Genomic DNA, 21,973 nt, shown 5'->3' with positions numbered 1-21,973 from the left:
ATGAAAAGAATCTACACCATCGCCTTACTCCTCGCTTCCCTGACCCGCGTAGTCGCCCAGGAAGCTGAACAAACTGTTTCCTCCAAAATAAACCAGGTCGCCGTCTTTCTCCAGGGCGCCCAGATCACCCGTCACGCGTCGGTGCCTTTGAAGGCCGGTGTTTCTATTCTGACATTGACAGGAATTGCTCCGGCCGTTCAGCAACAAAGTATCCAGGTGGATGGCCCGGCGTCGGTGAAGATCCTTTCGGTTTCTTTCCGGATCAACTACATGGAAGAACACAAGAAACCCGAAAAGATCAAGCTCCTCGACGCGGAGCGTAAGCGACTCACGACCCTGATCACCCAAGAGAAATCCATCCAGGAAGTTTATCTGGAGGAAGAAAATATTCTAAAAACAAATAAGTCCATTGGCGGCACAGAGAAAGGTGTGGAAGTAGCCGAGTTGAAGGCCGCCATGGACTATTTTCGTCAACGCTTGCTGGACATCAAACAGCAATTGATGCAATCGGAGCGAACCATCCGCTCGTACCAGGAAGAGCTTGCTAAGGTGGATGCACAATTAACAGAGCTTCGCGCCATTAAGGGGCAACCCAGTGGCGAGATCGTGGTGAAGGTATCGACGAAGGCGGCCACCACCGCGGAGTTGGATGTGAACTACCTGGTGAATGAGGCACGTTGGTTTCCTTCGTATGACATCCGTGCGAAGAACGTTAAAGCACCGGTGGGCATCACCTACAAAGCCAATGTGAGCCAGCAGTCGGGTGAGGATTGGGAAAATGTGACGCTCACTATTTCTTCGGCCAATCCGTCGGAACAAGGCGTGCGGCCGATCATCAAGCCCTGGATCGTGGGCTACAACAACGCCTTGTCGCGACGAACCGTTTCAGGCTCCATGATGACGGTCACCGCCGGCAATGAGGTGCACGGAAAGGTAATGGACGATGAGGGCCAGCCTATCCCGGGCGTGAACGTCGTTGTGAAAGGAACATCCGTAGGAACCGTAACGGATGTTAACGGCAACTACTCCGTGCCGCTCACGTCCGACGCGGAAGCGGTGGTGTTCTCTTTCATCGGCTATAACGCCATCGAAAAAAGATTGGACAAGGGAAGCGAGATCAACGTCCAGTTGGCTCCGGATGTGACAGCCCTGAATGAGGTCGTAACGGTGGGATATGCTACCAGTGGCGATGATGATTCGGATGACAAATCCAGAATTTACGGATCGTCCGCACAAAAAATGAAACGCGAGATCACGGCTACCGAAGTGATCCGGCAGACTAATGTAGAATTTAAATTGGATGAGCCGTTCTCCATAAAATCAGACGGCGCGGTGCGGGCAACGGACATGGTAGAGTACGAACTGCCGGCGATCTATGAATATTACTGCGTGCCCAAACTGGAGGAGGACGCATTTCTCACGGCCAAGATCATGGACTGGGATCAATATAATTTTCTCGAAGGCGAAGCCAGTCTTTTCTTTGAAGGCAAATACATCGGCAAAAGTATCCTCGACACGCGCAACACCGCCGACACGCTCGTGGTTTCGCTGGGCCGCGATAGCAACGTGCTGGTGAAACGTGAAAAGAAAAAGGAATATTCGTCGCGCCAATTCGTCGGCTCCAATCAGAAGGTTGCGCTGGCCTATGAAATATCCATCCGGAACAAAAAGGGATTGCCCATCAGCATCGTCGTGGAAGATCAGATTCCCATTTCAAACGACAAGGAGATCACCGTCGACAAGCTGGAGGACTCGCATGGCGAATACGATCACAACACCGGTACGCTCACCTGGAAAAAAGAGATCGCGTCGGGCAAAACGGAGCTCATCACCCTGAAGTATGCCGTGCGCTATCCCAAAGGAAACCGGATGTTGCTGGAGTGATCAGTTGCCGTGTTGACGGAGCACTTCATAGATGGCCACACCCGCGGCGACGGACACATTGAGTGAACCGATCTTTCCCTTCAAAGGAATGCGTGCCAACTCGTCGGCCTCTTTCAGGAAAGCATCGCTGATGCCGTCTTCTTCCGAGCCGAGGATGAGTGCGATGGGGCCGGTGAGGGTGAGGGAGTACAAGCTCTTCTCGGTTTTCTCCGTGCACGCTACGATGCGGATACCATTGTCGCGCAACAACTGGATGGTTTTCTTCATGTCCTTTTCGCGGCAGATCGGCAGGTGGTTCAACGCCCCTGCCGATGTTTTCATGGCATCGCTGGTGATGGGCGCGCTGCCTTTTTCACCGATGATGATGCCGGTCATGCCCGCGCATTCGGCGGTGCGCACGATGGCGCCAAAATTCCGTACGTCGGTGATGCGGTCGAGGATGAGGAAGAAAGGTTCGCGTCCTTCCTGATAAGCTTTATAGATGAGATCGTCTGCGGAAGAGTAGCTCACGGCAGACAGAATACAGATCACACCCTGGTGATTCTTGGTCGAAAGTCGTTTGAGCTTTTCGGGGGGCACAAAGAGGATGGGCACGTTGTTGTTGCGCGCCACGGCGATGAGCTCCTTCACCAGGTCGTTGGTGAGGCCCGATTGGATCATTACTTTGTCAATATCTTTTCCTGCCAGGATCGCCTCGATGACGGCCCGGGTGCCATAGATCATGTCTGTTTTTTCCATTGCGAAATGTTGCTCAGCGGTTAGTGGCCAGCCGGTCGATCTCCTTGGCCAGCTTGCGGTCTTTGTCCGTCACGATGTTGCCGGCATCATGGGTGGAGAGCGCAAAGCTAACGGTGTTGTAGGTGTTCGTCCAGGTGGGATGGTGATTCATTTTTTCGGCCGTTATGGCCACTTTTGTCATAAAGGCGAAGGCCTCCGTAAAATCGGCGAAGGTGAACGTCTTCTTCAGGGTGTTGTTGTCGGTGGTCCATTCCATAAGCCTTGCATTTTTTTTGTGATACGAAATAATTTTTTGAACCGCTCGCCCGTGATGTTGGCGACGCGATCAAAGCGCCACGATCCCTTCTATTTCCGCGGCCAGCTGGTACAGTTCGATCACGGCATCGCTGGAGGGCATCATGGCCTGTATGGTAACACTGGTGTAGTTACCTTGTTTTGACAATTTTTCGGTGGCCTCGTTGTTGGGGAATAATTTCTTCACTTGTTCTTCCTTGCCGGTGGGTACGATGAATTTGAACACGTAGATCTCGGGCCAGGCATAGTGCTGGTCAAGCTTTTCCCGAAACGAATCGACCCAGTTTTGGTCCATATGAAATGGCAACGCCCCCCAATGACTCGGGAGGCGTGGCATAAAGATTTTCGTAATACCTAAAAGAACCGGTAGCGCTTGTCTACGATATCGGCGCTTTCTTTGATGGCATCGGCGATGCCCGCGCTATTGCGATTCACTGCATTTTGTTCCAGTCCGGCTTTGAACGTGGCGTAGTCTCCAACGGCGGGAGCGATGGTCTTGTTTTGCAATTCCACGATCACCACACCGTTCTCACCGGCCATGGGCTTGGAACGTTTTCCGTTCTCCAGTCCGAAGGCAACACCCACTGCTTGCGGATCGAATCCGACAGTAGGCAACGAGTTGCTGTTCAATTTTAAATCGCTGCTCGAATACACGTTGGCGTCGGTGCCAAAAGAAGCGGCGATCTCTTCCAGCGTGCCCTTGGCGGCGCTGAGTTTATCGATAATAACTTTTCCTTTCAGTTCGTTGCGAACGGCAGGCGTGATCTCGGCCGTTACCGAGGCCAGGGGCTTGTAGCCCTTCTTGATCTCGTTGGTCATCACCACCACGACGTTCTCTTCCTGCAGGTCGAACACTTGCGAGATCTTGCCCACAGAAGCTTCTCTGAAAAGCCACTGCACGATCTGGCGGGCTTCACCCAATGTGCCAATGCGACGGTCGCCGGCGGCGATGTTCTTGGCTTCCTGCAGTACAAGTCCTTGTTCTTTTGCTCTTTTTTCGAAATCAGCGATGCTGCCCAGATCCGAAACGAATTTTTCGGCTGCGCGGAAGGCTTCGTTCAGCGTAGCATCGGTCGGCACGATCTCGCGCTCGATGATGGCCAGCTTATAGGCTTTGTTGGTTTTGACGTCGGTCACAGAAATGATATGATAGCCGAATTCGGTTTCTACCACATCGTTCAACACGCCGGTCTTGGTTGCGTTGAACACAGCCGTCTGGAAAGGTTTCACCATTTGTCCGCTGCTGAACCAGCCCAGGTCGCCACCGCGGCTTGCGGTTCCGTCCGTGCCAAATTCGGCGGCTTTTGCACCGAAGTTGGCGCCGGCTTTAATGTCTTTCAAAATAGCCAGTGCTTTGTCTTTGGCTTCTTTCTTTCCTGCTGCGTCAGGAGTGTTCCATTTGATGAGAATGTGTTTGGCACGAGCGCTGTAGGTCGTATCATTAAAGACCTTGGACACCTTCACTACTTTATACACCTGGCCATCCAGGAAGGGGCCGATCACTTTGCCTTGTATGAGGCTGTCGGGCGAAAGGAACGTGGGAAGGTTTCCTGCGTTGTATGTGGCGAAAGCATTTTTGCTGTCGGAGCTTTTTGCAGCGTAAACCGAATCTTCCGAAGAGGTTTTGAATTCGTTCACGTCGCGGGCCAGGTCTTCTTTTACCGTGAGGCTATCGGAAGCCGATGCTACCACCGGGATAGACACGTACTTGATGTCGCGGCTTTCTTCGGTCTTGAATTTTTCTACGTTCTTGTTGTAGTAGGCTTTCAACGCATCTTCGGTCACGTTCACAGCCGAGTCGCTCACGGCGAAATAAGGAACGTAAACATAGCGCACTTCGGCCACGTCGGTTTGCTGGTGATATTCGCGTTCGGCCTCGGCGGCGGTGACGTATGTGCTTTTGATCAACAGGTTTTCATATTTGATGCGCTCACGACCGGGGATGAGGTCGCGTTGGAACGTTTCCCAGCGTACGCGGGGTTCCGATCCCATAGGCATGGCTTTGATTTGGTTGAGATAGGTTGTCACCTTGTTCGGATCGAACTGCCCGGTGTTCGGGTCGGTAAACGCCATCTTCACGTTGGGGTCAACATTTTTTCCGGCTACCATATCCCATTGCTCGTCGGTAGTAACCTCGACGCCCACTTTGGCAAATTCGGCCTGAATGGCATGGCGGGCAATGAGCAGGTCCCAGGCTTGCTGGCGGATGCTGGGCATCTCGCGCTCGCCGGGATCACGGCCAAAATTGAGCGCGTAGTTTTGCTCGCGTTCGCGGATCACGGACTGATATTCGTCATAGGAGATTTCTTTTCCGGCGATCTCGCCCACGGAATTTTTTCCCCAGTTGAGGATAGAAGACTTACCGCTAAAAATGTCGTTCAGAGTAAAAGCCGCGATCGCAATAAACACGAAAATTACCACCCAGGTACCCATCTTATTGCGCAACGTTCCAATAAATGCCATAATGTAAATTTTAAAGAGCCGCAAATTTAACCCGTTATCTCTATTAGAAAAATAGCGCCGGAAAAAAGACCGGTTTGGAAGGCAAAAAGTTGACAGAATGGCCCTGAATAGCAGTATTTTAACCCCTCCCCGGGGGCTTTTCAGGCCGTTTCTTCAGCTTTTTCAAGGGTCACCTTCACGGTGCCGATGCGGTTGTCTAGAGTGGACTGAATGGTAAAAGTATAGGGCGGCATGGTGAAGGTCTGGCCGGCCTTCGGAAAGTCCTCCGCCAGGGCCAGGATGAGGCCGCCCAGGGTCTCATATTCTCCTTCGGGCAGCTTCCAGCCATAGGTTTCGTTGAGGTAGTCGATCTCCAGGCGGGCACTCACCAGGTAGGTATGATCGTCCTGCTGTTGCTCCACCAATGTGTCTTCGTCGTGCTCGTCTTCAATGTCACCAAAGATCTCTTCGATCACGTCCTCCATGCTCACGATGCCCGACGTGCCGCCAAATTCGTCGACCACTACGGCCAGGCTTTTGCGTTCGTTGATGAAGCGGATCATGAGTTCGTTGGCCAGTGAGGTTTCGGCCACGATGATGATGGGAGTAAGAATGTCGCGGATGTGTTGCGGCTTTTTGAAAAGCGACGACGAGTGACAATATCCCACGACGTCGTCGATCACCTGGTTGTAGATGATCACCTTCGAGTGGCCGCTCTCCACAAAAGCTTCGCGCAACGTGTCGATGCTTTCGTTTATTTCCGTGGCGGTGATCTCTGTGCGGGGGATCATGCACTCGCGTACTTTCACCGTCTTAAATTCAAGAGCATTGTAGAAGATCTTCTTGTCCACATGAAGCACTTCGGCATCAGGCTTGACGTTGTAAATTCTTTTCAGGTATTGATTCAGGTCCGTAAAGCCAAACACGGGTCGCTGGTCATTATAAGGCAGGTGCAGCACGCGGATGGTGATCCATCGCGAAAGCGAAACCAACGGGTACGTCAGCCAGAAGAGTAAAATAAAACAAAGACCAAACAGCGGGGCCAGTGCGAAGAGGATGCGCTCGGGGCTGAGCCGGAAGATGCGGTGCGATAAAATGTCGGACGTGAAGGTGAGCAAGGCGGTGGTGATCACCGTTTGCAACAACACTTGCAGGGTCATGTACTGTGGTCCGAATTGCGCGCCAAACGCTGGTGCCATCCACAGGGCCATGCCAAAGCTGAAGCCGGCCAGGGCCAGGGTGTTGCCCACCCGCGTAGTGCCCACAAACCATGTGGGACGTTTCATGAAATAGGCAATGATGTTGTAGGGGAGCCGTGGATATTTTCCCGCGGGAACACGGTCCATGTGCACGTGGCGGAAGGCAGTCTCCATACCCGAGAAGAAAAACGAAAACGCCAAGGCGATCATACTACCCGGGAAGAGGAGAGCATTCATGGTTGTTTCTTCTTCTTTCTCAAAATATACAGAAAATAGAAAACCGTGGTGAGCATTATGGCCCAGTAGCCTTTTCCCAGGCCCAAGGTCATGATTTGGTGGATGCCGATAATAAAGAAAGCTACCGCAAGCGAAAACAGGAGAACGTCGATCAATTTCATGCTCCTGCAAAAATAGCGATTTTTCAGACGGGTCGGGAAAACAATGGATTATGCGGGTTGCCGGCGCAGGCGAAGCCTATTCCTTCACCTCAAACTCGCCGGTTGGCGTGCGGATGGTATAATCGGAAAGATCTTGTTTGGCGTCCAGCCCAACGCCATAGATCACATCGCCTTGCTGGCGGATGGTGACAAATTTTTCGGTAAATATTTTCTTTTCGGCGGGTTTCCAAAACAGTTCTTCCGTGTTGAGCTGTTCGCTTTTCTGCAGATTTTTTACTTCCACCTTGCCACGTCCGCGCCACTGGTTTTCGGCCTTGAAAAAATAGGCATGGTTGGCGCGCAACGTCGACTCGAGGCTGCCGTCTTCTTTATAAAACTCCATGTAGATGCCCTTGGGAAATTCGCGATCGCCCGTTTGGAACTCGTAGAGCACGTCGGCGAGCATTTTTATTTTCACCTTGTCGTTTTCCGTGTAGTAGAGTTCTACTTTTTCGGCCTCGCTGATGGGGCCGGTATATTCCACGGGTTTCTTCACGTCCGTTTTGCTGCAGCTACACGCCAGCGCGGCCAGGGCGATAAAAAAAATGCAGCGCATCATGCGGGGCAGATCATTAGCGTGTCGCTATCCTGTTCGAAGCCTTTCGAAAACGAGGCGATGACGGCACTCAGGATGGTCAATGATGCTGAGCAGATGCGTATCATCGTTTTCGGAAGTTTTGTCATGCTTAATCGAACTTTCGTTTAATGAACCACTGGTCGTTGAAGGTGATGCCGAAATAGATCTTGAAATAGGTCTCTTCTAAAATGTTATCGGCCTTGTTGCCGCGTTGCCCGATTTTTCCACCGAAGTCAAGACTGGATCTTCCTGCAGGTAGTGAAAACCCAAAATTGATGCCAATATCCTTCACTTCCTTGCTGTTGGCCTGGAACGGATAACGTTCATAGCTCAACCCCATGCGGTAGGTGATACGCTTCAAATAGCTTTCGAGTGCCGAAGGATCGGGTGTGACCTCACCCCCAAGGGATGCACGCCAGGCTTGCGACAGGGTCGTGTTGTCCTGGATGAGGCTCGAATAGTTCGCCCAGTTCTGATAGCTGAACTCCGTGCCTACATACCAATGCAGATCGCGGCCATAGGAAAAGCCCACCGTTAACGTGGAGGGCAGATGGACATGGCCCGTCGACTCGGCTACTTTCGAGCGCAAGATCGTGTCGTTTGCAAGCGTGGTCAGGTAGACCTGTTCTTTATTTTTTGCTTTCAGATCCGCGCGAAAGGTGTAGACACTGCCTGCGCTGAAGCGACGGTCATGCTTCCGTCCCAACGAATCTTTGCTATAGGAAAAGCCCAATCCGAAGCTGAAGCCATTCACATTCATTTTTTGCTCCACATTGCCAATGTAAGGAAGCCCTGCCTGCTGACTGGATTGCACATTCGATACGGGACCGAACAAGTAGGAGGTTTTCAAGCCCACGGAAATTTCTTTGGTGAGTCGCACGCCATTGGACCAATACACCTGGGTGAGGCCACCGGTCCCGGTTTCAATCACCGTGGTGGTATCGACCGGTGCCCCGGTCTGATCGGGTATGGCTTTGGAGTACTTGAGACCATAGTTCACATTCGTATAGGGCATGAGGCCCGCGGACGTGGTCCACTTGTTGAGCTTTACGGGGAAGGCCATCACCAGGTAGTTCAGGTTTCCACCGGTACTTCTTTCGTTGGTGGTGTCGCCTTTGATGGTGCGGCGCTCGCCGAGGATGCCCACCTGGAATACGGTAAGTGAATTATAGACCAGCAATGCCGGGTTTTGGTTGTTGAGGTACCACACCTGCGGTTGGCTCACGCCCATGCCGCCGACACCCTGGTTTTGGATGAGCGCATTGCCATAGGGCTCTCCGATACCAAACCCTGTGAACGGCGAACGAGCGGCCTGTCCCCACACGTTTGCCGCGGAAATGACCACAGCAAACACCAAAAAACACTTTTTAACGACTGACATTATAAATCAAAATGCTGTTTAATCCGCTGAGTACCAATTCAGGGACCGCAAATATGGACCCTTTCAACTGGTTTTCAAAAAATAGGGCATCACCGCCGCACAAAATCACACGCAAACCCTCAAATTTCTCCCTGTACTGCGCAATTATGCCATTCAACTCGGCCACCACACCATTTTCCACCCCGCTTTGAATGCAGGTTTCGGTGCTGTTTCCGATGAGTGGCGGATGATCCACGGGAGCTATCAACGGCAATTTTGCCGTGAACGTATGTACGGCCTGAAACCGCATCCGCAGTCCCGGGGAAATGCCGCCACCGTGATACGCACCATCCTTATCCAGGAAATCGTAGGTGATGCATGTGCCTGCGTCGATCACCAGGCAGGGAGCGCCCGGATACAAATGCAGGGCGCCACATGCGCCGGCGATACGGTCCACACCCAACGTGGCCGGCGTGGCATACCGGTTTTGGATGGGCAATGGGAGCGAGGGGGTCAGAATAAATTTTTGAGCCACCTGCCGGGCCCATTCCGCCACCATCGCCGCGTCCCGGTTCACCGAACTGATGATGAAGCCCGATGCCGAAAAGTTTTGAAGAAAGGTTTTCAATTCTTCAGGCTCCGCAAACACATGGCGCGCGGTCAGCGTGTCACCGTTAAAAATTCCTACCTTGGCAGCAGAGTTACCGTAATCTACCACCACATTGCGCGGCTCAGTGTTCATTCTGTTTCTTATAAGCGATAGTGCTCATCGATCAAAAATATGGATTCACCGCAGAACTTTAAAGTTATTGGCCTGATGTCGGGCACTTCCCTCGACGGCCTAGACATAGCCTATTGTCATTTTAAGAAAAATGAGAAAGGATGGTCGTATGCGATCAAAAAAGCGACCACGGTAAAGTATCCGGCGACCTGGATCCAGCATTTATCGACCGCCCAGAACCTGACCGGTGAAGATCTCATTGCCCTGGATGCGGCCTACGGCCAGTGGCTGGGCAAGACGTGTGCCGCTTTCATGAAGCAACACAAAGTGCGACCCGACTTCATTGCCTCCCACGGCCACACCATCTTTCACCAGCCGCGAAAGGGATTCACCTACCAGCTGGGTAACGGCAATGCCTTGCACGCAGCGTGTGGTGTACCCGTGGTGTGCGACTTTCGGACCCTGGATGTCACGCTCGGTGGCGAGGGAGCTCCCCTGGTGCCGGCCGGCGACAAGTTTCTGTTCCAGGAATACGATGTATGCCTCAATCTGGGTGGCATCGCCAACCTCTCGGTGGACGTAGACAATGCCCGCAGAGCCTATGATGTTTGCTTTAATAACATGGGCTTGAACTATCTCGCCCTCAAGACCGGCAAAACGTTCGACAAAGACGGCGCCATGGCTTCCGACGGCAAGATCAACGCCCCGATGCTCAAAGCCCTGAACACGGTGAACAATGCCTTGAAAAAGAAACGCCCCTCGCTAGGCCGCGAGATCTTCGAACAGCGCATCCAACCCATCCTCGACATGCCGGGCATTCCCACAAAAGATAAGCTCCACACCTTTGCCTTCTCCAGCGCCCAGGAAATCGCCGAAGCCATCCGCACCTCCACCCGGAATGCGCGCGTGCTCTGCAGCGGAGGGGGCGCCTTCAACGCCTTCTTCATCTCCCAACTCCTCGACGCCTGCGCCGACGACGCCCAACTCGTCATCCCCGACGACGACATCATCAAATTCAAAGAAGCCCTCGTCTTCGCCTTCCTCGGCGTCCTCCGCACCCTCAACGAAGTGAACTGTCTCCAAAGCGTAACCGGCGCCAAACGCGACTCCTCCTCCGGAATAAAAATCGGATTTTAACAGCTGCCCAAACAATCATCCACCCACACCAAACCATATCCACCACGGTTGTTGGTGTCTCACCAACAACTTCAGTCGGTGTGCCCACCCAAAAAAAAGAAAAGCTCCCTTCCGGGAGCCTCTCTACGCTGTAAACTAGTATCGTTTATCGACCAGTGCGGTCGGGTGATTGCTATTTCAATCCAAACAACTTCTCATTAAGATCATTGAGAGCCTTCTCTTTATATTGCTTATCCACCAACACCGACACATTGTTCGTGCTGCCCCCACAAGAAACCATCCGCACGGGCACTTCCGAAAGTGCATCAAAGATCTTCTTCAACACACCTTTTTGCTCCGTGATCTTCTGACCGACGATACAAATGATGGTTTGATCCTTGTCTACTTCGATGTTCCCGAACTTTCTCAGTTCCGTTTCGATCGAAGGAAGTTGCGAATTGCTATCGATCGTCAACGACACCGCCACTTCCGAGGTCGTGATCATGTCGATGGAAGTTTTATGATTCTCAAACACCTCGAATACGCGGCGTAAAAATCCATACGCCATGAGCATACGCGACGAGCGGATGTTGATGGCGGTGATGCCGTCTTTGGCGGCGATGGCTTTGAACGAGCCCTCGGTGCCTTTGCTGGTGATGATGGTGCCGGGTGCTTTTTCGTCCATCGTATTTTTCAAACGCACGGGTACATTGTATTTCTGTGCGGGCACGATGGTGGAGGGGTGCAGGATCTTTGCGCCGAAGTAAGCAAGTTCCGAGGCTTCGTCGAAGGTGAGCTCCGAGATGGGCACGGTCTTCTTCACGATGCGCGGATCGTTGTTGTGCATGCCGTCGATGTCGGTCCAGATCTGGATCTCTTCGGCGCGGATGGCGGCTCCCACCAGCGAAGCGGTATAGTCGCTTCCGCCGCGCTTCAGGTTGTCGATCTCGTTACGGTTGTTGCGGCAGATATAGCCTTGCGTGATGATGATGTCGATGTTGTTGAGCGAATTGACCAGCGGCTTGAGGCGTTCCGAAATTTTTTCCAGTTCCGGCTCGTCGTTCTCGTCGATGGACATGAAATAGAGTGCGGGCAAAAGCCGGGCGCTGATCTTGCGTTCCTGCAGGTGCTGATAAAATAATTCGGTGGAGATCAATTCGCCCTGGGCCAGCAATTCGCGATAGCTCTTGTTGTCGAACTGTCCGGCGGCCAGGAGGCGGATAAAAATAAAGAAACGGCTCACCAGTTCCTGGCCGATGGCCTGGAAGGAGTCGCTGCCATAGAGTTCTTTGATGAAAGCCTGGTAGTGTTTTTCGAGGGCGGCGATCTCTTCTTCTGCCTTTGCCTTCTGGCCCAGGAGGAGATGATCTCCGATGGCCACCAACGTGTTGGTGGTGCCCGATAGCGCGGAGAGGACCACAATCTTTTTACCCGGAGTGCCTAACACAAGTTCGGCGATCTTCTTCATGCGTTCGGGCTTGCCGACAGATGTTCCTCCAAATTTTAGTACGACCATAGCTTCTTATATTTTTTAAAACGGGCAAATATAAGTATCACAAAAAATAAATAATACTGCGCGCTCGCTTTTATCGAGGTTCTTTTGCGCCGTCGCAGCAAACTAAAGTATGTTAGCACATGCGGAGGCCGGGCTTAGGAAGGCTCTTGCTCACATGGTGGTTCTTCGAATGCAACAGCGCTGGCTTCCAAGGGAGCGTGTTGGGTTTGGATGAGCGAGCTGGATGGCTTCGTCCAAGGAGTCGTGGCATCCCCGGCAGCCACCCGTTTTTTTTGGTGGATCCTAGTATTCGAACACCACCATCATCTTTGTCTCCACATCCTGGTTGGGATATGATTTGTAGATGACGGTTTGCACGAGCGGTAGGCCATCGTCGTTGTACGTATAGTCATACGTTGTCGGCACCGAGTTGGGGAGGTTGGTGTAGTAGGCGCTTTCGGTCTTTATCTTGTTGCTTTTCGACAAATTGGAGAACAGGATGTCGGTGTAGCCCAACAAGCTATAGGGATTGATGTGGCCGTCGAATTCATTCGTGACGACGCTGGAAAGGGCATGCGAATCGTTGATCGTTTTTTCATAGCGGATGTTGCCCTGGGGCGCGTGAAACACGTAGGTAAATGAGCGGCCGTTGCTATGCTGATAGAAAGCCTGGATGGTGTCGCCGGGCAAATATTGGATGGTCACTTCCGTGGTGATGTTCTCGCCGTTGCGCACCATTTTGGTGAGCTTATCGCCCGTGTAGCTATACTGCGTGATCTGTCGCTGCACACCGCTGATGATTTCGTCCATGGTCTTCAGCTTGTTGGACGCGTAGGTGAAACGGGTGACGGAAATCAAATTGAATTTTTGGGAAAGGATGTCGTAGGTGGAGTATTCCTTCACGGACAACCGGCCGTAGTCGTCGTAAGTGTATTCATTTTTGTCGCCTGGCCGGAAGCCATTCTTTCCAAGGAAATGCGTGGTAGCCGATGTCAGCTTGGGCCCCAGAACCGGCACGGGCGTTTCCGGGACGACGTCATCATCGTTGTTGCAACCGATAAACACAACGGCCATGAACAACACAGGCAAGAAATTGAATTTCATAACAGAGGGGGGTTGGGGGGTTATTCGGGACAACGTAATGATCAGCGCCCAGGTTGCCGCCCGGCGCAAAAATGGATGATAAAAAAGAAAGCCTTCCCGGTTTGACGGGAAGGCTTTCAGAGAGATCAGAATCGTATGATCTATTTCTCAGGGTAAAGCACTACCTGAACAAAGTTACTCATGTTGAGATATTTGTTGGCGGCATCTTTCACGTCCTTGGGGGTGAGGGCCGCGATGCGTTTTTCATAGCTCAACACTTCGCCGCCGGTGCTGCCGAGTTCTGCGCTTTGCAGCAGCTGGCGTGCCCAGAAGGTGTTGTCTTTGATGTTCACTTCGTATTGTTGTTTCCAGGTTTCCTTCACCTTGTTCAGGTCGGTTTCGGAGGGACCATTCGTTTTCATCTTTTCAATTTCGGCCATGGTAGCCTTGATCAGCTTGTCTACATTCTCCGGACCACAGGGAAGCGACACGCCTGCGGAATAATAGTTATAGGGGTACTTGTTCAGGTTGCCATACATGCCGCCACCGTAAATGCCGCTCAGGTCTTCGCGCAGCGTTTCGATGAGTTTGATGTTGAGCACTTCCGTCAGGGCCTCGAGTTTCAGGTGCTCTGCTTCCGAGTAGGGTGCTTCACCGTTCCAGAACATGCGGATGAAGCTCTTGGGCTCCGTGCCTTTCCGGATCTCTTTTTTCACCGTTCCCTTCACCGGGCGCAAGCCCACATCTTTGAAGGTTGACCTCTGTTGTGTCGACGGGAGGCTGGCGAGGTAGGTGGCCAGCAAAGGTTTGATCGCGGCCAGGTCGAATTTACCTACCAGCACGAAGGTGAAGCCGTTGGCGTTGCCAAAGCGTTCTTTGTAAATATCCAGCGCACGCTGCTCGTCGATCTTTGAAAAATTCTCGGGCTTGGGCAGCTTGGGTGCCCACGGCTGATTTTTATAGAGGATGGAGATCACCGAATCCTGGAAAGTAAACTGAGGATCCGATGCCATGTTTTGATACAAGGCTTGTTGCTTGGAGACAAACGACTTGAACAGGTCGTCGTCTTTGCGCGGTTGCGTGAAGTAGAGATACGTGAGCTGCAACATCGTTTCTACATCCACGGCGCTGCATTGTCCGTTGAGCGTTTCCGAAATGGTGCCGATGCGCGGCGATACCGTCGCCGTTTTTCCGGCCAGCACTTTGCGCAGGTCGAGCGGCGAAAATTGTCCAACACCCATTTGCCCTACCACCGTGGAGGCAAACTCGGCGTTGAAGCGGTCTTTGGAGGGATCGAACAAATACTGGCCGCCAAAGCGCGACGCGTTCATGATCACCTGGTCATTCTTGAAGTCGGTTGATTTCAGAATAACTTTCACGCCGTTGCTAAGGGTGAGTTCCGTGGTGCCCAACGCTTGATTTTGTTTTTCAGAAGTGATGGTGCCGGCAGCGGGAGCTTTGTCGAGCAACGCGGCGGCTATCGCTTTTTCCTCATAAGCGCCGGGATCTTTCTTGGAAGCTTCATCGGCCATGGCCAGCAACTCGGCGTTGGTCGGAATTTTGAAATCTACTTTTTCCGGGCTGCTCAACACCACCAGGCGATGGTCGGCCGGGGGCGGAATGGTCTTGGCGGCGAACGCGTTCACTTCATCGAGCGTGATGCCGTCGAGATAGGCTTTGAAATATTTGTATTCGTTCTCGATGCCGGGGATCGGTTCTTTTTCCAGGAAGTTTCGCACATATTCCGACACGATGTTGGATGATTCGGTTTTGTCGCGTTCGTTGTAGCTGCGTTCAATTCCTTTCATCATCATTTTCTTCAGGCGGTCCAGTTCGGTGGCCGTGAAGCCATAGCGACGGGCGCGTTCGTTTTCCTGGATCAGGGCATTCATGGCTACTTCAACACCGGTTTTTCCCACATAGGCAAACAACTGGTATCCCTCAAAGCCGCGTGCAAAACCGCCGATGTTGCTGGCGCCAAAAATGAAAGGCGGCTCGGCTTTTTGTGTCAGCTCCTGCAGGCGTTGACCCATCAGCGAGGTGAACAGTGAACGCACAAGGTAGTCGCGGTAGTCGCCCACCGTGGTTTCGTCTTTGGTCTTTTTGCTGGAATAGAAGATCTCGATCACGGGGTTGGTGGCCTCGGGGTCTGTCACCACCAGCCCTTCACTTTTCGTGCGTGCGGGAACATCCGCATAGCTGCGGGCTTTGGATGAGGCGGGTGCTTTTATTTTTTCAAAATGCAGTTTCACGAGACGTTCGGCTTCCGCAGGGTCGATGTCGCCCACCACGATCACGGCCATCAGGTCGGGGCGATACCAATCTTTGTAGAAGCGTTTGATGGCATCATATTTAAAATTTTTCAGAATGTCGTCTTTCCCGATGGGGAGACGGGTGGCATACTTGGATCCTTCAAACAATTTGGGATAGACCACGCGGAACATCCGGTCTTCGGCGCCTTTGCCCAGCCGTGATTCTTCCAGGACTACGCCGCGTTCTTTGTCGATCTCACCATTCTCGAAGGCGACCGTGGTGGCCCAGTCTTCAAGGATTTGGAACCCTTTTTCAATGTTCTCCTTTTTCTCGGTGGGGGTCGGCAGAATGTAAACGGTTTCGTCAAATCCTGTGTAGGCATTCAGGTCGGCACCAAACTCTACGCCGATGGATTGCAAAAACGAAACCAGGTCGTTCTTCTTGAAATTTTTGGAACCGTTGAAGGCCATGTGCTCCGTGAAGTGTGCCAATCCTTGTTGGTCGTCCTCTTCGAGGATGGAGCCGGCGTTAACGACCAGCCGAAGCTCTACTTTCTTTTCCGGTCTTGAATTTTTCTGAATGTAGTAGGTCAGGCCGTTGGCCAGTTTGCCCACTTTCAGCCGGGGGTCGACAGGGAGTTTGTCCGTGAGCTGGTCTTGCGCGGCGCCGGTAAGCGCCAGCAGCAGGAGCATGAAAAAAGCGCCGGGCCGTTTCCATGACGATATGATTGGGTTGATGGATGTCATCCTCATACAACGAAAGGTTAGTTGTTTTGTTTACAATGAAAGGAGTGAAGGTAGATCGATTTTTTCAGAACAGAAAGCACACCACGAAGACCTTTTCGTTGGCGACAAGACGGCTTACCCCCAGTGACGTTACATTGCTGGGCTCAGTACCATTTGTTCTTGATGAGCTTCAGCATTTCGCCGTGCATATTGCCGTTGGCGGCACACAGCTCGCCCCCAAACACGAAATTGTTACCGCCTTTGAAGTCGGTCACTTTTCCACCGGCCTGCTGCACGATGAGGGTACCCGCCGCCACATCCCAGGGGTTGAGGTTGTATTCAAAAAATCCCTCCAGACGACCGGCCGCTACATAGGCCAGGTCGATGGCCGCGCTGCCCAGCCGGCGAATGCCGTGGGTGTGCTCCAGGAATTCTTTGATGATGTCCAGGTATACTTCGCCTTTGTCAAAATGATAGTAGGGAAAACCCGTGGCGAGTAAACTTTCATTCAGGGTTGGGATGGTCGACACGCGGATGATCTGGTTGTTGCAATAGGCGTCGTCGTTCTCGATGGCGTGAAAACATTCTTTGCGCACCACGTGAAAGATGGCGCCCAACACCACTTTATCGCCGCGCGACAGCCCGATGCTGATGGCATAGATGGGCAAGCCGTGCAGAAAGTTCGTGGTTCCGTCCAGGGGGTCGATGATCCAGTTGTATTCTTTGGTCTTGGATTGTTCTACCGTGCCCTCTTCGGTGATGAAGCCGGCCTGCGGCAGGATGGCGTGCAACACTTTGACAAGCCGCCGCTCCGCCTCTTTGTCCACATACGACACAAGGTTGTTGAATCCGGTCTTTTGTTCGATGCGTGAACGGTCGAAGTTGGCTCCTTCCGTATAGATAAATTCTCCTACCTCGGCACAAACTTCTCTTACGCTCTTTTGGATTTCCTTTAGATTCATGTCGCTCGTCTTATTTTAAATTTTCAGAATAACGGGGCTCCATCGTTTTCCGGTATCCTTTTCTGCAGGTGAAGATAGCGAACCGGTCTGAAACACCACATGGCCCTCTCATATTAATTCTTGTGTAGATGCCCGGGCCAAATTATTTCTGTGGCGCGAATCGGAAGGTCACGCGCATCACCCCAATTTCAACCCCTGCTCACTCCGCATAACCGGCCACCACCATCACGATCTCTCCCTTCACTTCTTTCGACTGAAAATGAATTGCGATCTCCTCCAGTGTGCCGTTCACGGTTTCCTCAAACATCTTTGAAAGCTCGCGCGAAACCGATGCCCGGCGCTGGCTCCCGAAATATTCCTTGAAGTGCTCCAATGTTTTCACCAGCCGATAGGGCGACTCATAAAAGATCATCGTGCGTTCTTCTTTGGCGAGCGCGGTCAGCAGGGTTTGTCTTCCTTTTTTCACAGGCAAAAAGCCTTCGAACACAAAACGGTCGCAAGGCAACCCCGATTTCACCAGCGCCGGCACAAAAGCCGTGGCCCCCGGCAAACATTCCACTTTCAAACCGGCTTGCAGGCAGGCACGGATGATGAGAAAGCCCGGATCGGAGATCCCCGGTGTGCCCGCATCCGAAACCAGCGCCATCACCTCGCCCTTCTCCATGCGCTGGATAAAAAGATTCACCACTTTGTGTTCGTTAAAGTTGTGAAAGCTTTGCAAGGGCTTGCTGATGGCATAATGCTTCAACAGAAAACCCGACGTGCGCGTGTCTTCTGCCAGGATAAGGTCTACTGACTTAAGAATGTCCAGTGCGCGCAGTGTAATATCGGCCAGGTTGCCGATCGGGGTGGGCACAATATAGAGTGATGTCTTTTGCTCCATGCCTCGCGTTAGTTAAAGCGGGCGTTACGCCAGAGGTCGATCACGTCGTACCACGTCTCCTGAAATTTTTTGTCGCGGATCAGCACAAAATTGTCGGGGTCGAAGAGCGTGCTCGATTTCACGAAGGTGAATTCTATCTTTTTGAACATCGAATCCTTGTATTGCCACACTTCGCGATCGTTGAAGCGGAAGATCTCGTGCGGCAATCCGAAAATAATATAGATCATACCGCGATCGGTTTTCCAGCCTTCCTTGTAAGAAGTAAAGTATTGATTGGCCAACTCCACGCGGCGAAAATAGGTGCGCATAAAATGTTTTGCGCGCTCCGTGTCGCCGGTAATCCCCAGGATCACACGGTCGAAAGCCTTCTTGTCGCCCTTGGCAGCCTTTACGCGATCAAATTCCTGGCGCGTGCACACATAGATCAACGGATCGGCCAGACTCTGAATTCTCGCCAACCGGGGATAGTCGTCCTCTACACGAAAAGCGACACCCTCTGCGCTCAGCGTATCTTTCTGAACGAGGTATAATCCTTTTCGGGGAAAAGATATTTCCTGGCCATCGATCATGGCCATGGTGGTATCGACGTGCAGACCTCGCGATACGCGGGCCATTCCTTCGGAGAAGGCCGGCACGGCGGCGGGAAAATCGTCGCCGTAGTACGATACGATGCGGGCGCCTTCGTCACCGTGGAGCGTCACGGGTGTGTTCACTTTTACATAAGACGTCGTCACGGGTTTTGCGCTGGTCGTCAGGAATCCATTGGTGGGGTAGTTGGGTTCCAGGATGCGCCAGTAGATCCATGCGTGTTTCAGGTTGTTGTTGAGCACTTTCGCGGTTAAGATGAGGGGAGCGCTGGAGAGGGGTACCTTCAACTCGCCCTCGGCGGTGAATTTGTCCAGGGTTTTGGTGATGGCCTCACCATTGATGGGAGTGCCTTCTTTGTCGCCCAGCGAGGAGCGCGTGTCCCATTGCACGAGGAACTGGTCTGCGCGCAGGGTCGTGTCGCGAAGCGTGAGGCTATAAAAGGCCGTCCAGCCAGCGGCGTTGCGCGTCACCTTCACGTCGAAGGTGAAGGGTTCGGCCGGATTGTAGAGGAAGCTATAATTAATGTCCCGCAGGGTCTGGGCCCCGGCGCTCAGGGTGAGCAGTAAAAGGACGATGAATAGGTATCGCATATGTCACTTGAAAATTAAGAAGCTTTTGTAAAAGTACGAGCGTGAAGGTGAAGGAAGTAAGGCTTTTTGAGTGTTAAACGATAAAATCCGTTGCATACGCGGGGTCATGCTTTAAAATTGTGCCAAACCGGCGATCCGGCAAGCTCAAATCCTTATTTTTGCCGCCAATATGGCCAAAGTATATACAACGGAAATCACCAGCGAAGAGATCGTCTCCGACAATCCCATCCATCAACGTCTTTTCAAGGCCTATGTTGTGGCGCAGGACTATGTTGAGGGCGATGTGCTGGAAGTAGGTTGCGGCGAAGGCCGGGGCGTGGGCACGTTGATCGAAAAGGCCAGGACCTTCACGGCCGTAGACAAGATCAAACCCCTCATCGACCAACTGCAGCAGAAGCATCCTTCCGGAAAATTCATCAGCATGAACATCCCGCCGCTGAACGGCCTGCAGGATAACGCATACGACCGCATCTTTAGTTTCCAGGTGATCGAGCATATTGAAGACGATTTTCTTTTCCTGAAAGAAATACACCGCGTGCTCAAACCCGGGGGCACGGCGCTGGTGACCACCCCAAACCGGAAGATGTCGCTGTCGCGAAATCCCTGGCACATCCGCGAGTACTTGCCGCAGGAATTGAAAGCCCTGGCGGCGAAGATCTTTTCATCGGTGGAGATGAGAGGCATCACGGGGAATGACAAGGTGATGACGTATTATGCCGAGAACAAGAAATCCGTAGAGCGCATCACGTGGTTCGATATTTTTAATTTGCAATACAGGTTGCCGGCATCGCTCTTGCGCATTCCTTATGAGATCTTGAATCGCTGGAACCGGAATAAATTACAATCCACTGACAATACATTGGTGACAAACATTCATCACTCCGATTATGTTGTTGTGAATGATGCTTCGGAGGCTTTGGATCTTTTGTTGATCGTGCGGAAATAGTTTGAATTCCCCGCCTTCGCTAAAGCTTCGGCGGGCAAAGCCCGCCCGCTTTGGCTAAAGCTTCGGCGGGCAAAGCCGCTTTGGCTAAAGCTTCAGCGGGCGGGGCCGCGCTTCCTAAAGCAAAGAAAGTGCAGCAGTGCAAAGAGAACGTTAAGGGTTTGGCGGCGTAGACCGTCCATCCCAATCTTGCTTATTCGGTTCTATTTAATTTACTTTCCTAAAATACCCTCTTAAATACCATCAGTCCTGCGCGTCAACATATCGAAGAGTCAGAACTTGTGAGCCGGTTGCGGGGGAAGGACCGCCTGGCGCTGGAATATCTCTACGACCACTATTCCGGGGCGTTGTATGGTGCCATTCTCCGCATTGTCAGGAAAGAAGACATTGCGGATGAAGTGTTGCAAGACGTTTTTCTGAAGATCTGGGACAAATTCGAGAGTTACGACAGCACCAAGGGCAAGCTTTTCACCTGGATCCTGAACGTGGCCCGCAACCAGGCCATCGACAAAACGCGGTCACGCGAAATAAGTAAGGAAAAGAAAACCACCGGTATCGACAATGTCGTAAATAGGATTGATCGCTCAGAATACCTGGAGCAGGGCATCGACGACATTGGTGTAAAGGACATCCTGAAAAACCTTCCGGAAGAACAACGTTTCGTAGTGGAACACCTTTATTTTAAGGGCTATACGCAGTCAGAACTGGCTGATGAACATAATATTCCCCTGGGAACGATAAAAACACGCCTGCGTTTGGCGATGAAACAACTGAGAACAACATTGGGAGTCACGTGAACATACACGACTACATAGCGACCGGTATCCTGGAGGCCTACGCGCTGGGAGAACTTTCTGAACGGGAACGCGAAGAGGTGGAGAAAAACCTTGCGCAATATCCCGAGCTCCGGGAAGAACTCGCCCGCGTGGAAGAAACCCAGGAAAGACTTTTGATGGATGCGGCCGTGACGCCGAAAGCATCTATCAAGACGAACCTGTTTGCCCTGATCGACAAGGCCTCTTCAACAGAAGCCAAGGTCGTGGCGATGCCATCGTCCAGCATCCGCCTCTGGAAATATGCCGCGGCGGCCTCCGTCACGATTGCGTTGATCGCTTCCCTCCAGGCCTATTATTACTGGAACAAATGGCGCGCATCCGAAACCAGCCTCACCGAACTGACCGCCCAAAACCAGCGCATGGCGCAAGACTACAACCGGGTGAACCAGCACCTCGACAAAATGGAGAACGATTTGAAGAATGTGGTGAACAACCCCGCCTTCAAACGGGTGATGATGATGGGCACGCCCAACGCGCCACAGTCCATGGCCTATGTGTATTGGAACGAATCCTCCAAAGAAGTATACCTCAGCATCCAAAGCCTGAAACAATTGTCGAAAGACAATCAATATCAACTGTGGGCCATCATCGACGGCAAGCCGGTAGACGCCGGAGTGTTCGACGGCGACGTGGCCGGACTCCTCAAAATGAAAGACATCGCCTCCGGGGCGGCGGCTTTTGCCGTGACCATCGAACCCCGCGGCGGAAAGCCCACCCCAACCCTGGAAACCATGCAGGTGATGGGCAACGTGGTGAAGGTCTAGCCAAAAAATTTCCCCAAAAAAGTTTAAAATCCATAGATCCGGCCGGCCGGTCTGCTTCGTAAGTAGGCGACAGGCCATCCTGA

20 protein-coding genes are annotated in these 21,973 nt (G+C 52.4%); 5 read left to right on the top strand and 15 right to left on the bottom strand.

Annotated elements, in window-relative coordinates; genetic code table 11:
• A complete protein-coding gene (locus BUB30_RS12095; RefSeq protein ID WP_073133970.1) occupies positions 1–1,884 on the top strand; it encodes a DUF4139 domain-containing protein in 1,884 nt (627 codons plus the stop codon).
• On the opposite strand, the gene rlmB is transcribed toward BUB30_RS12095, so the two are convergent.
• From rlmB to BUB30_RS12055, 9 genes are all read right to left on the bottom strand, one after another.
• Positions 1,885–2,622, bottom strand: a complete 738-nt coding sequence (rlmB, locus tag BUB30_RS12090) for a 23S rRNA (guanosine(2251)-2'-O)-methyltransferase RlmB (RefSeq protein WP_073133968.1) — start codon at positions 2,620–2,622, stop codon at positions 1,885–1,887.
• A gap of 13 nt (positions 2,623–2,635) precedes the next feature.
• Positions 2,636–2,878, bottom strand: a complete 243-nt coding sequence (locus BUB30_RS12085) for a 4a-hydroxytetrahydrobiopterin dehydratase (protein ID WP_073133967.1) — start codon at positions 2,876–2,878, stop codon at positions 2,636–2,638.
• 69 nt (positions 2,879–2,947) lie between these two features.
• Positions 2,948–3,253, bottom strand: coding sequence for a DUF493 family protein (locus BUB30_RS12080; protein WP_245804072.1), 306 nt, complete (start codon positions 3,251–3,253; stop codon positions 2,948–2,950).
• Positions 3,254–3,270: 17 nt separating this feature from the next.
• Positions 3,271–5,379 carry a peptidylprolyl isomerase gene (locus tag BUB30_RS12075; protein ID WP_073133963.1) on the bottom strand — a complete coding sequence of 703 codons (2,109 nt, stop codon included), beginning with the start codon at positions 5,377–5,379 and terminating at the stop codon, positions 3,271–3,273.
• Between the two features lie 140 nt (positions 5,380–5,519).
• Positions 5,520–6,794 carry a hemolysin family protein gene (locus BUB30_RS12070; protein WP_073133961.1) on the bottom strand — a complete coding sequence of 425 codons (1,275 nt, stop codon included), beginning with the start codon at positions 6,792–6,794 and terminating at the stop codon, positions 5,520–5,522.
• Complete coding sequence (locus tag BUB30_RS35135; protein WP_178377081.1) at positions 6,791–6,955, bottom strand: hypothetical protein; 165 nt, start codon at positions 6,953–6,955, stop codon at positions 6,791–6,793. The genes BUB30_RS12070 and BUB30_RS35135 overlap by 4 nt, the downstream gene beginning before the upstream one ends.
• A 76-nt stretch (positions 6,956–7,031) precedes the next feature.
• Entirely contained in the window at positions 7,032–7,553 is a 522-nt protein-coding gene (gene lptC / locus BUB30_RS12065; RefSeq protein ID WP_073133959.1) for an LPS export ABC transporter periplasmic protein LptC, read from the bottom strand.
• A gap of 127 nt (positions 7,554–7,680) precedes the next feature.
• Entirely contained in the window at positions 7,681–8,952 is a 1,272-nt protein-coding gene (locus BUB30_RS12060) for a BamG family beta-barrel-assembly machinery protein (protein WP_073133957.1), read from the bottom strand.
• Positions 8,939–9,673, bottom strand: coding sequence for a type III pantothenate kinase (locus tag BUB30_RS12055; protein WP_073133956.1), 735 nt, complete (start codon positions 9,671–9,673; stop codon positions 8,939–8,941). The genes BUB30_RS12060 and BUB30_RS12055 overlap by 14 nt, the downstream gene beginning before the upstream one ends.
• Before the next feature lie 39 nt (positions 9,674–9,712).
• Here BUB30_RS12055 and BUB30_RS12050 point away from each other — a divergent pair, with 39 nt between their 5' ends.
• The gene (locus BUB30_RS12050; protein WP_073133954.1) at positions 9,713–10,789 is read left to right on the top strand and encodes an anhydro-N-acetylmuramic acid kinase; all 1,077 of its coding nucleotides are present in this window, start codon (positions 9,713–9,715) and stop codon (positions 10,787–10,789) included.
• Positions 10,790–10,961: 172 nt separating this feature from the next.
• Here the strand turns inward: BUB30_RS12050 and BUB30_RS12045 are convergent, their stop codons facing one another.
• From BUB30_RS12045 to BUB30_RS12015, 6 genes are all read right to left on the bottom strand, one after another.
• Complete coding sequence (locus BUB30_RS12045; protein WP_073133952.1) at positions 10,962–12,284, bottom strand: aspartate kinase; 1,323 nt, start codon at positions 12,282–12,284, stop codon at positions 10,962–10,964.
• 282 nt (positions 12,285–12,566) lie between these two features.
• Positions 12,567–13,367, bottom strand: a complete 801-nt coding sequence (locus tag BUB30_RS12040; protein ID WP_073133950.1) for a hypothetical protein — start codon at positions 13,365–13,367, stop codon at positions 12,567–12,569.
• Between the two features lie 140 nt (positions 13,368–13,507).
• Positions 13,508–16,351, bottom strand: a complete 2,844-nt coding sequence (locus tag BUB30_RS12035; RefSeq protein ID WP_084138041.1) for a M16 family metallopeptidase — start codon at positions 16,349–16,351, stop codon at positions 13,508–13,510.
• 137 nt (positions 16,352–16,488) lie between these two features.
• Positions 16,489–17,286: an inositol monophosphatase family protein gene (locus BUB30_RS12025; RefSeq protein WP_073133946.1), complete on the bottom strand. Its 798-nt coding sequence runs from the start codon at positions 17,284–17,286 to the stop codon at positions 16,489–16,491.
• Positions 17,287–17,485: 199 nt separating this feature from the next.
• On the bottom strand, positions 17,486–18,169 hold the full coding sequence (rsmI, locus tag BUB30_RS12020) for a 16S rRNA (cytidine(1402)-2'-O)-methyltransferase (RefSeq protein WP_073133944.1): 684 nt from the start codon (positions 18,167–18,169) through the stop codon (positions 17,486–17,488).
• Positions 18,170–18,177: 8 nt separating this feature from the next.
• Positions 18,178–19,347 carry a GWxTD domain-containing protein gene (locus tag BUB30_RS12015; protein ID WP_073133942.1) on the bottom strand — a complete coding sequence of 390 codons (1,170 nt, stop codon included), beginning with the start codon at positions 19,345–19,347 and terminating at the stop codon, positions 18,178–18,180.
• 169 nt (positions 19,348–19,516) lie between these two features.
• Between BUB30_RS12015 and BUB30_RS12010 the strand changes: the two genes are divergently transcribed.
• The 3 genes from BUB30_RS12010 (at position 19,517) to BUB30_RS12000 (ending at position 21,890) form a co-directional block, all read left to right on the top strand.
• Positions 19,517–20,293, top strand: a complete 777-nt coding sequence (locus BUB30_RS12010) for a class I SAM-dependent methyltransferase (RefSeq protein WP_073133940.1) — start codon at positions 19,517–19,519, stop codon at positions 20,291–20,293.
• Between the two features lie 278 nt (positions 20,294–20,571).
• Positions 20,572–21,087, top strand: a complete 516-nt coding sequence (locus BUB30_RS12005; RefSeq protein WP_245804071.1) for an RNA polymerase sigma factor — start codon at positions 20,572–20,574, stop codon at positions 21,085–21,087.
• Positions 21,084–21,890: an anti-sigma factor gene (locus BUB30_RS12000; RefSeq protein WP_073133936.1), complete on the top strand. Its 807-nt coding sequence runs from the start codon at positions 21,084–21,086 to the stop codon at positions 21,888–21,890. The genes BUB30_RS12005 and BUB30_RS12000 overlap by 4 nt, the downstream gene beginning before the upstream one ends.
• Positions 21,891–21,973 lie beyond the last annotated feature (83 nt).

Source organism: Chryseolinea serpens, assembly GCF_900129725.1.
Taxonomy (GTDB): domain Bacteria; phylum Bacteroidota; class Bacteroidia; order Cytophagales; family Cyclobacteriaceae; genus Chryseolinea; species Chryseolinea serpens.
Note: the sequence above shows the minus strand (reverse complement) of the source record. Positions and strands in the feature narration are given on the sequence as shown.

Excerpts from the sequence above, each read along its gene's own strand:
- BUB30_RS12095 (WP_073133970.1), top strand. The coding sequence starts at position 1 with ATGAAAAGAATCTACACCATCGCCTTACTCCTCGCTTCCCTGACCCGC.
- rlmB (WP_073133968.1), bottom strand. The coding sequence starts at position 2,622 with ATGGAAAAAACAGACATGATCTATGGCACCCGGGCCGTCATCGAGGCG.
- BUB30_RS12085 (WP_073133967.1), bottom strand. The coding sequence starts at position 2,878 with ATGGAATGGACCACCGACAACAACACCCTGAAGAAGACGTTCACCTTC.
- BUB30_RS12080 (WP_245804072.1), bottom strand. The coding sequence starts at position 3,253 with ATGCCACGCCTCCCGAGTCATTGGGGGGCGTTGCCATTTCATATGGAC.
- BUB30_RS12075 (WP_073133963.1), bottom strand. The coding sequence starts at position 5,379 with ATGGCATTTATTGGAACGTTGCGCAATAAGATGGGTACCTGGGTGGTA.
- BUB30_RS12070 (WP_073133961.1), bottom strand. The coding sequence starts at position 6,794 with ATGAATGCTCTCCTCTTCCCGGGTAGTATGATCGCCTTGGCGTTTTCG.
- BUB30_RS35135 (WP_178377081.1), bottom strand. The coding sequence starts at position 6,955 with ATGAAATTGATCGACGTTCTCCTGTTTTCGCTTGCGGTAGCTTTCTTT.
- lptC (WP_073133959.1), bottom strand. The coding sequence starts at position 7,553 with ATGATGCGCTGCATTTTTTTTATCGCCCTGGCCGCGCTGGCGTGTAGC.
- BUB30_RS12060 (WP_073133957.1), bottom strand. The coding sequence starts at position 8,952 with ATGTCAGTCGTTAAAAAGTGTTTTTTGGTGTTTGCTGTGGTCATTTCC.
- BUB30_RS12055 (WP_073133956.1), bottom strand. The coding sequence starts at position 9,673 with ATGAACACTGAGCCGCGCAATGTGGTGGTAGATTACGGTAACTCTGCT.
- BUB30_RS12050 (WP_073133954.1), top strand. The coding sequence starts at position 9,713 with ATGGATTCACCGCAGAACTTTAAAGTTATTGGCCTGATGTCGGGCACT.
- BUB30_RS12045 (WP_073133952.1), bottom strand. The coding sequence starts at position 12,284 with ATGGTCGTACTAAAATTTGGAGGAACATCTGTCGGCAAGCCCGAACGC.
- BUB30_RS12040 (WP_073133950.1), bottom strand. The coding sequence starts at position 13,367 with ATGAAATTCAATTTCTTGCCTGTGTTGTTCATGGCCGTTGTGTTTATC.
- BUB30_RS12035 (WP_084138041.1), bottom strand. The coding sequence starts at position 16,351 with ATGAGGATGACATCCATCAACCCAATCATATCGTCATGGAAACGGCCC.
- BUB30_RS12025 (WP_073133946.1), bottom strand. The coding sequence starts at position 17,286 with ATGAATCTAAAGGAAATCCAAAAGAGCGTAAGAGAAGTTTGTGCCGAG.
- rsmI (WP_073133944.1), bottom strand. The coding sequence starts at position 18,169 with ATGGAGCAAAAGACATCACTCTATATTGTGCCCACCCCGATCGGCAAC.
- BUB30_RS12015 (WP_073133942.1), bottom strand. The coding sequence starts at position 19,347 with ATGCGATACCTATTCATCGTCCTTTTACTGCTCACCCTGAGCGCCGGG.
- BUB30_RS12010 (WP_073133940.1), top strand. The coding sequence starts at position 19,517 with ATGGCCAAAGTATATACAACGGAAATCACCAGCGAAGAGATCGTCTCC.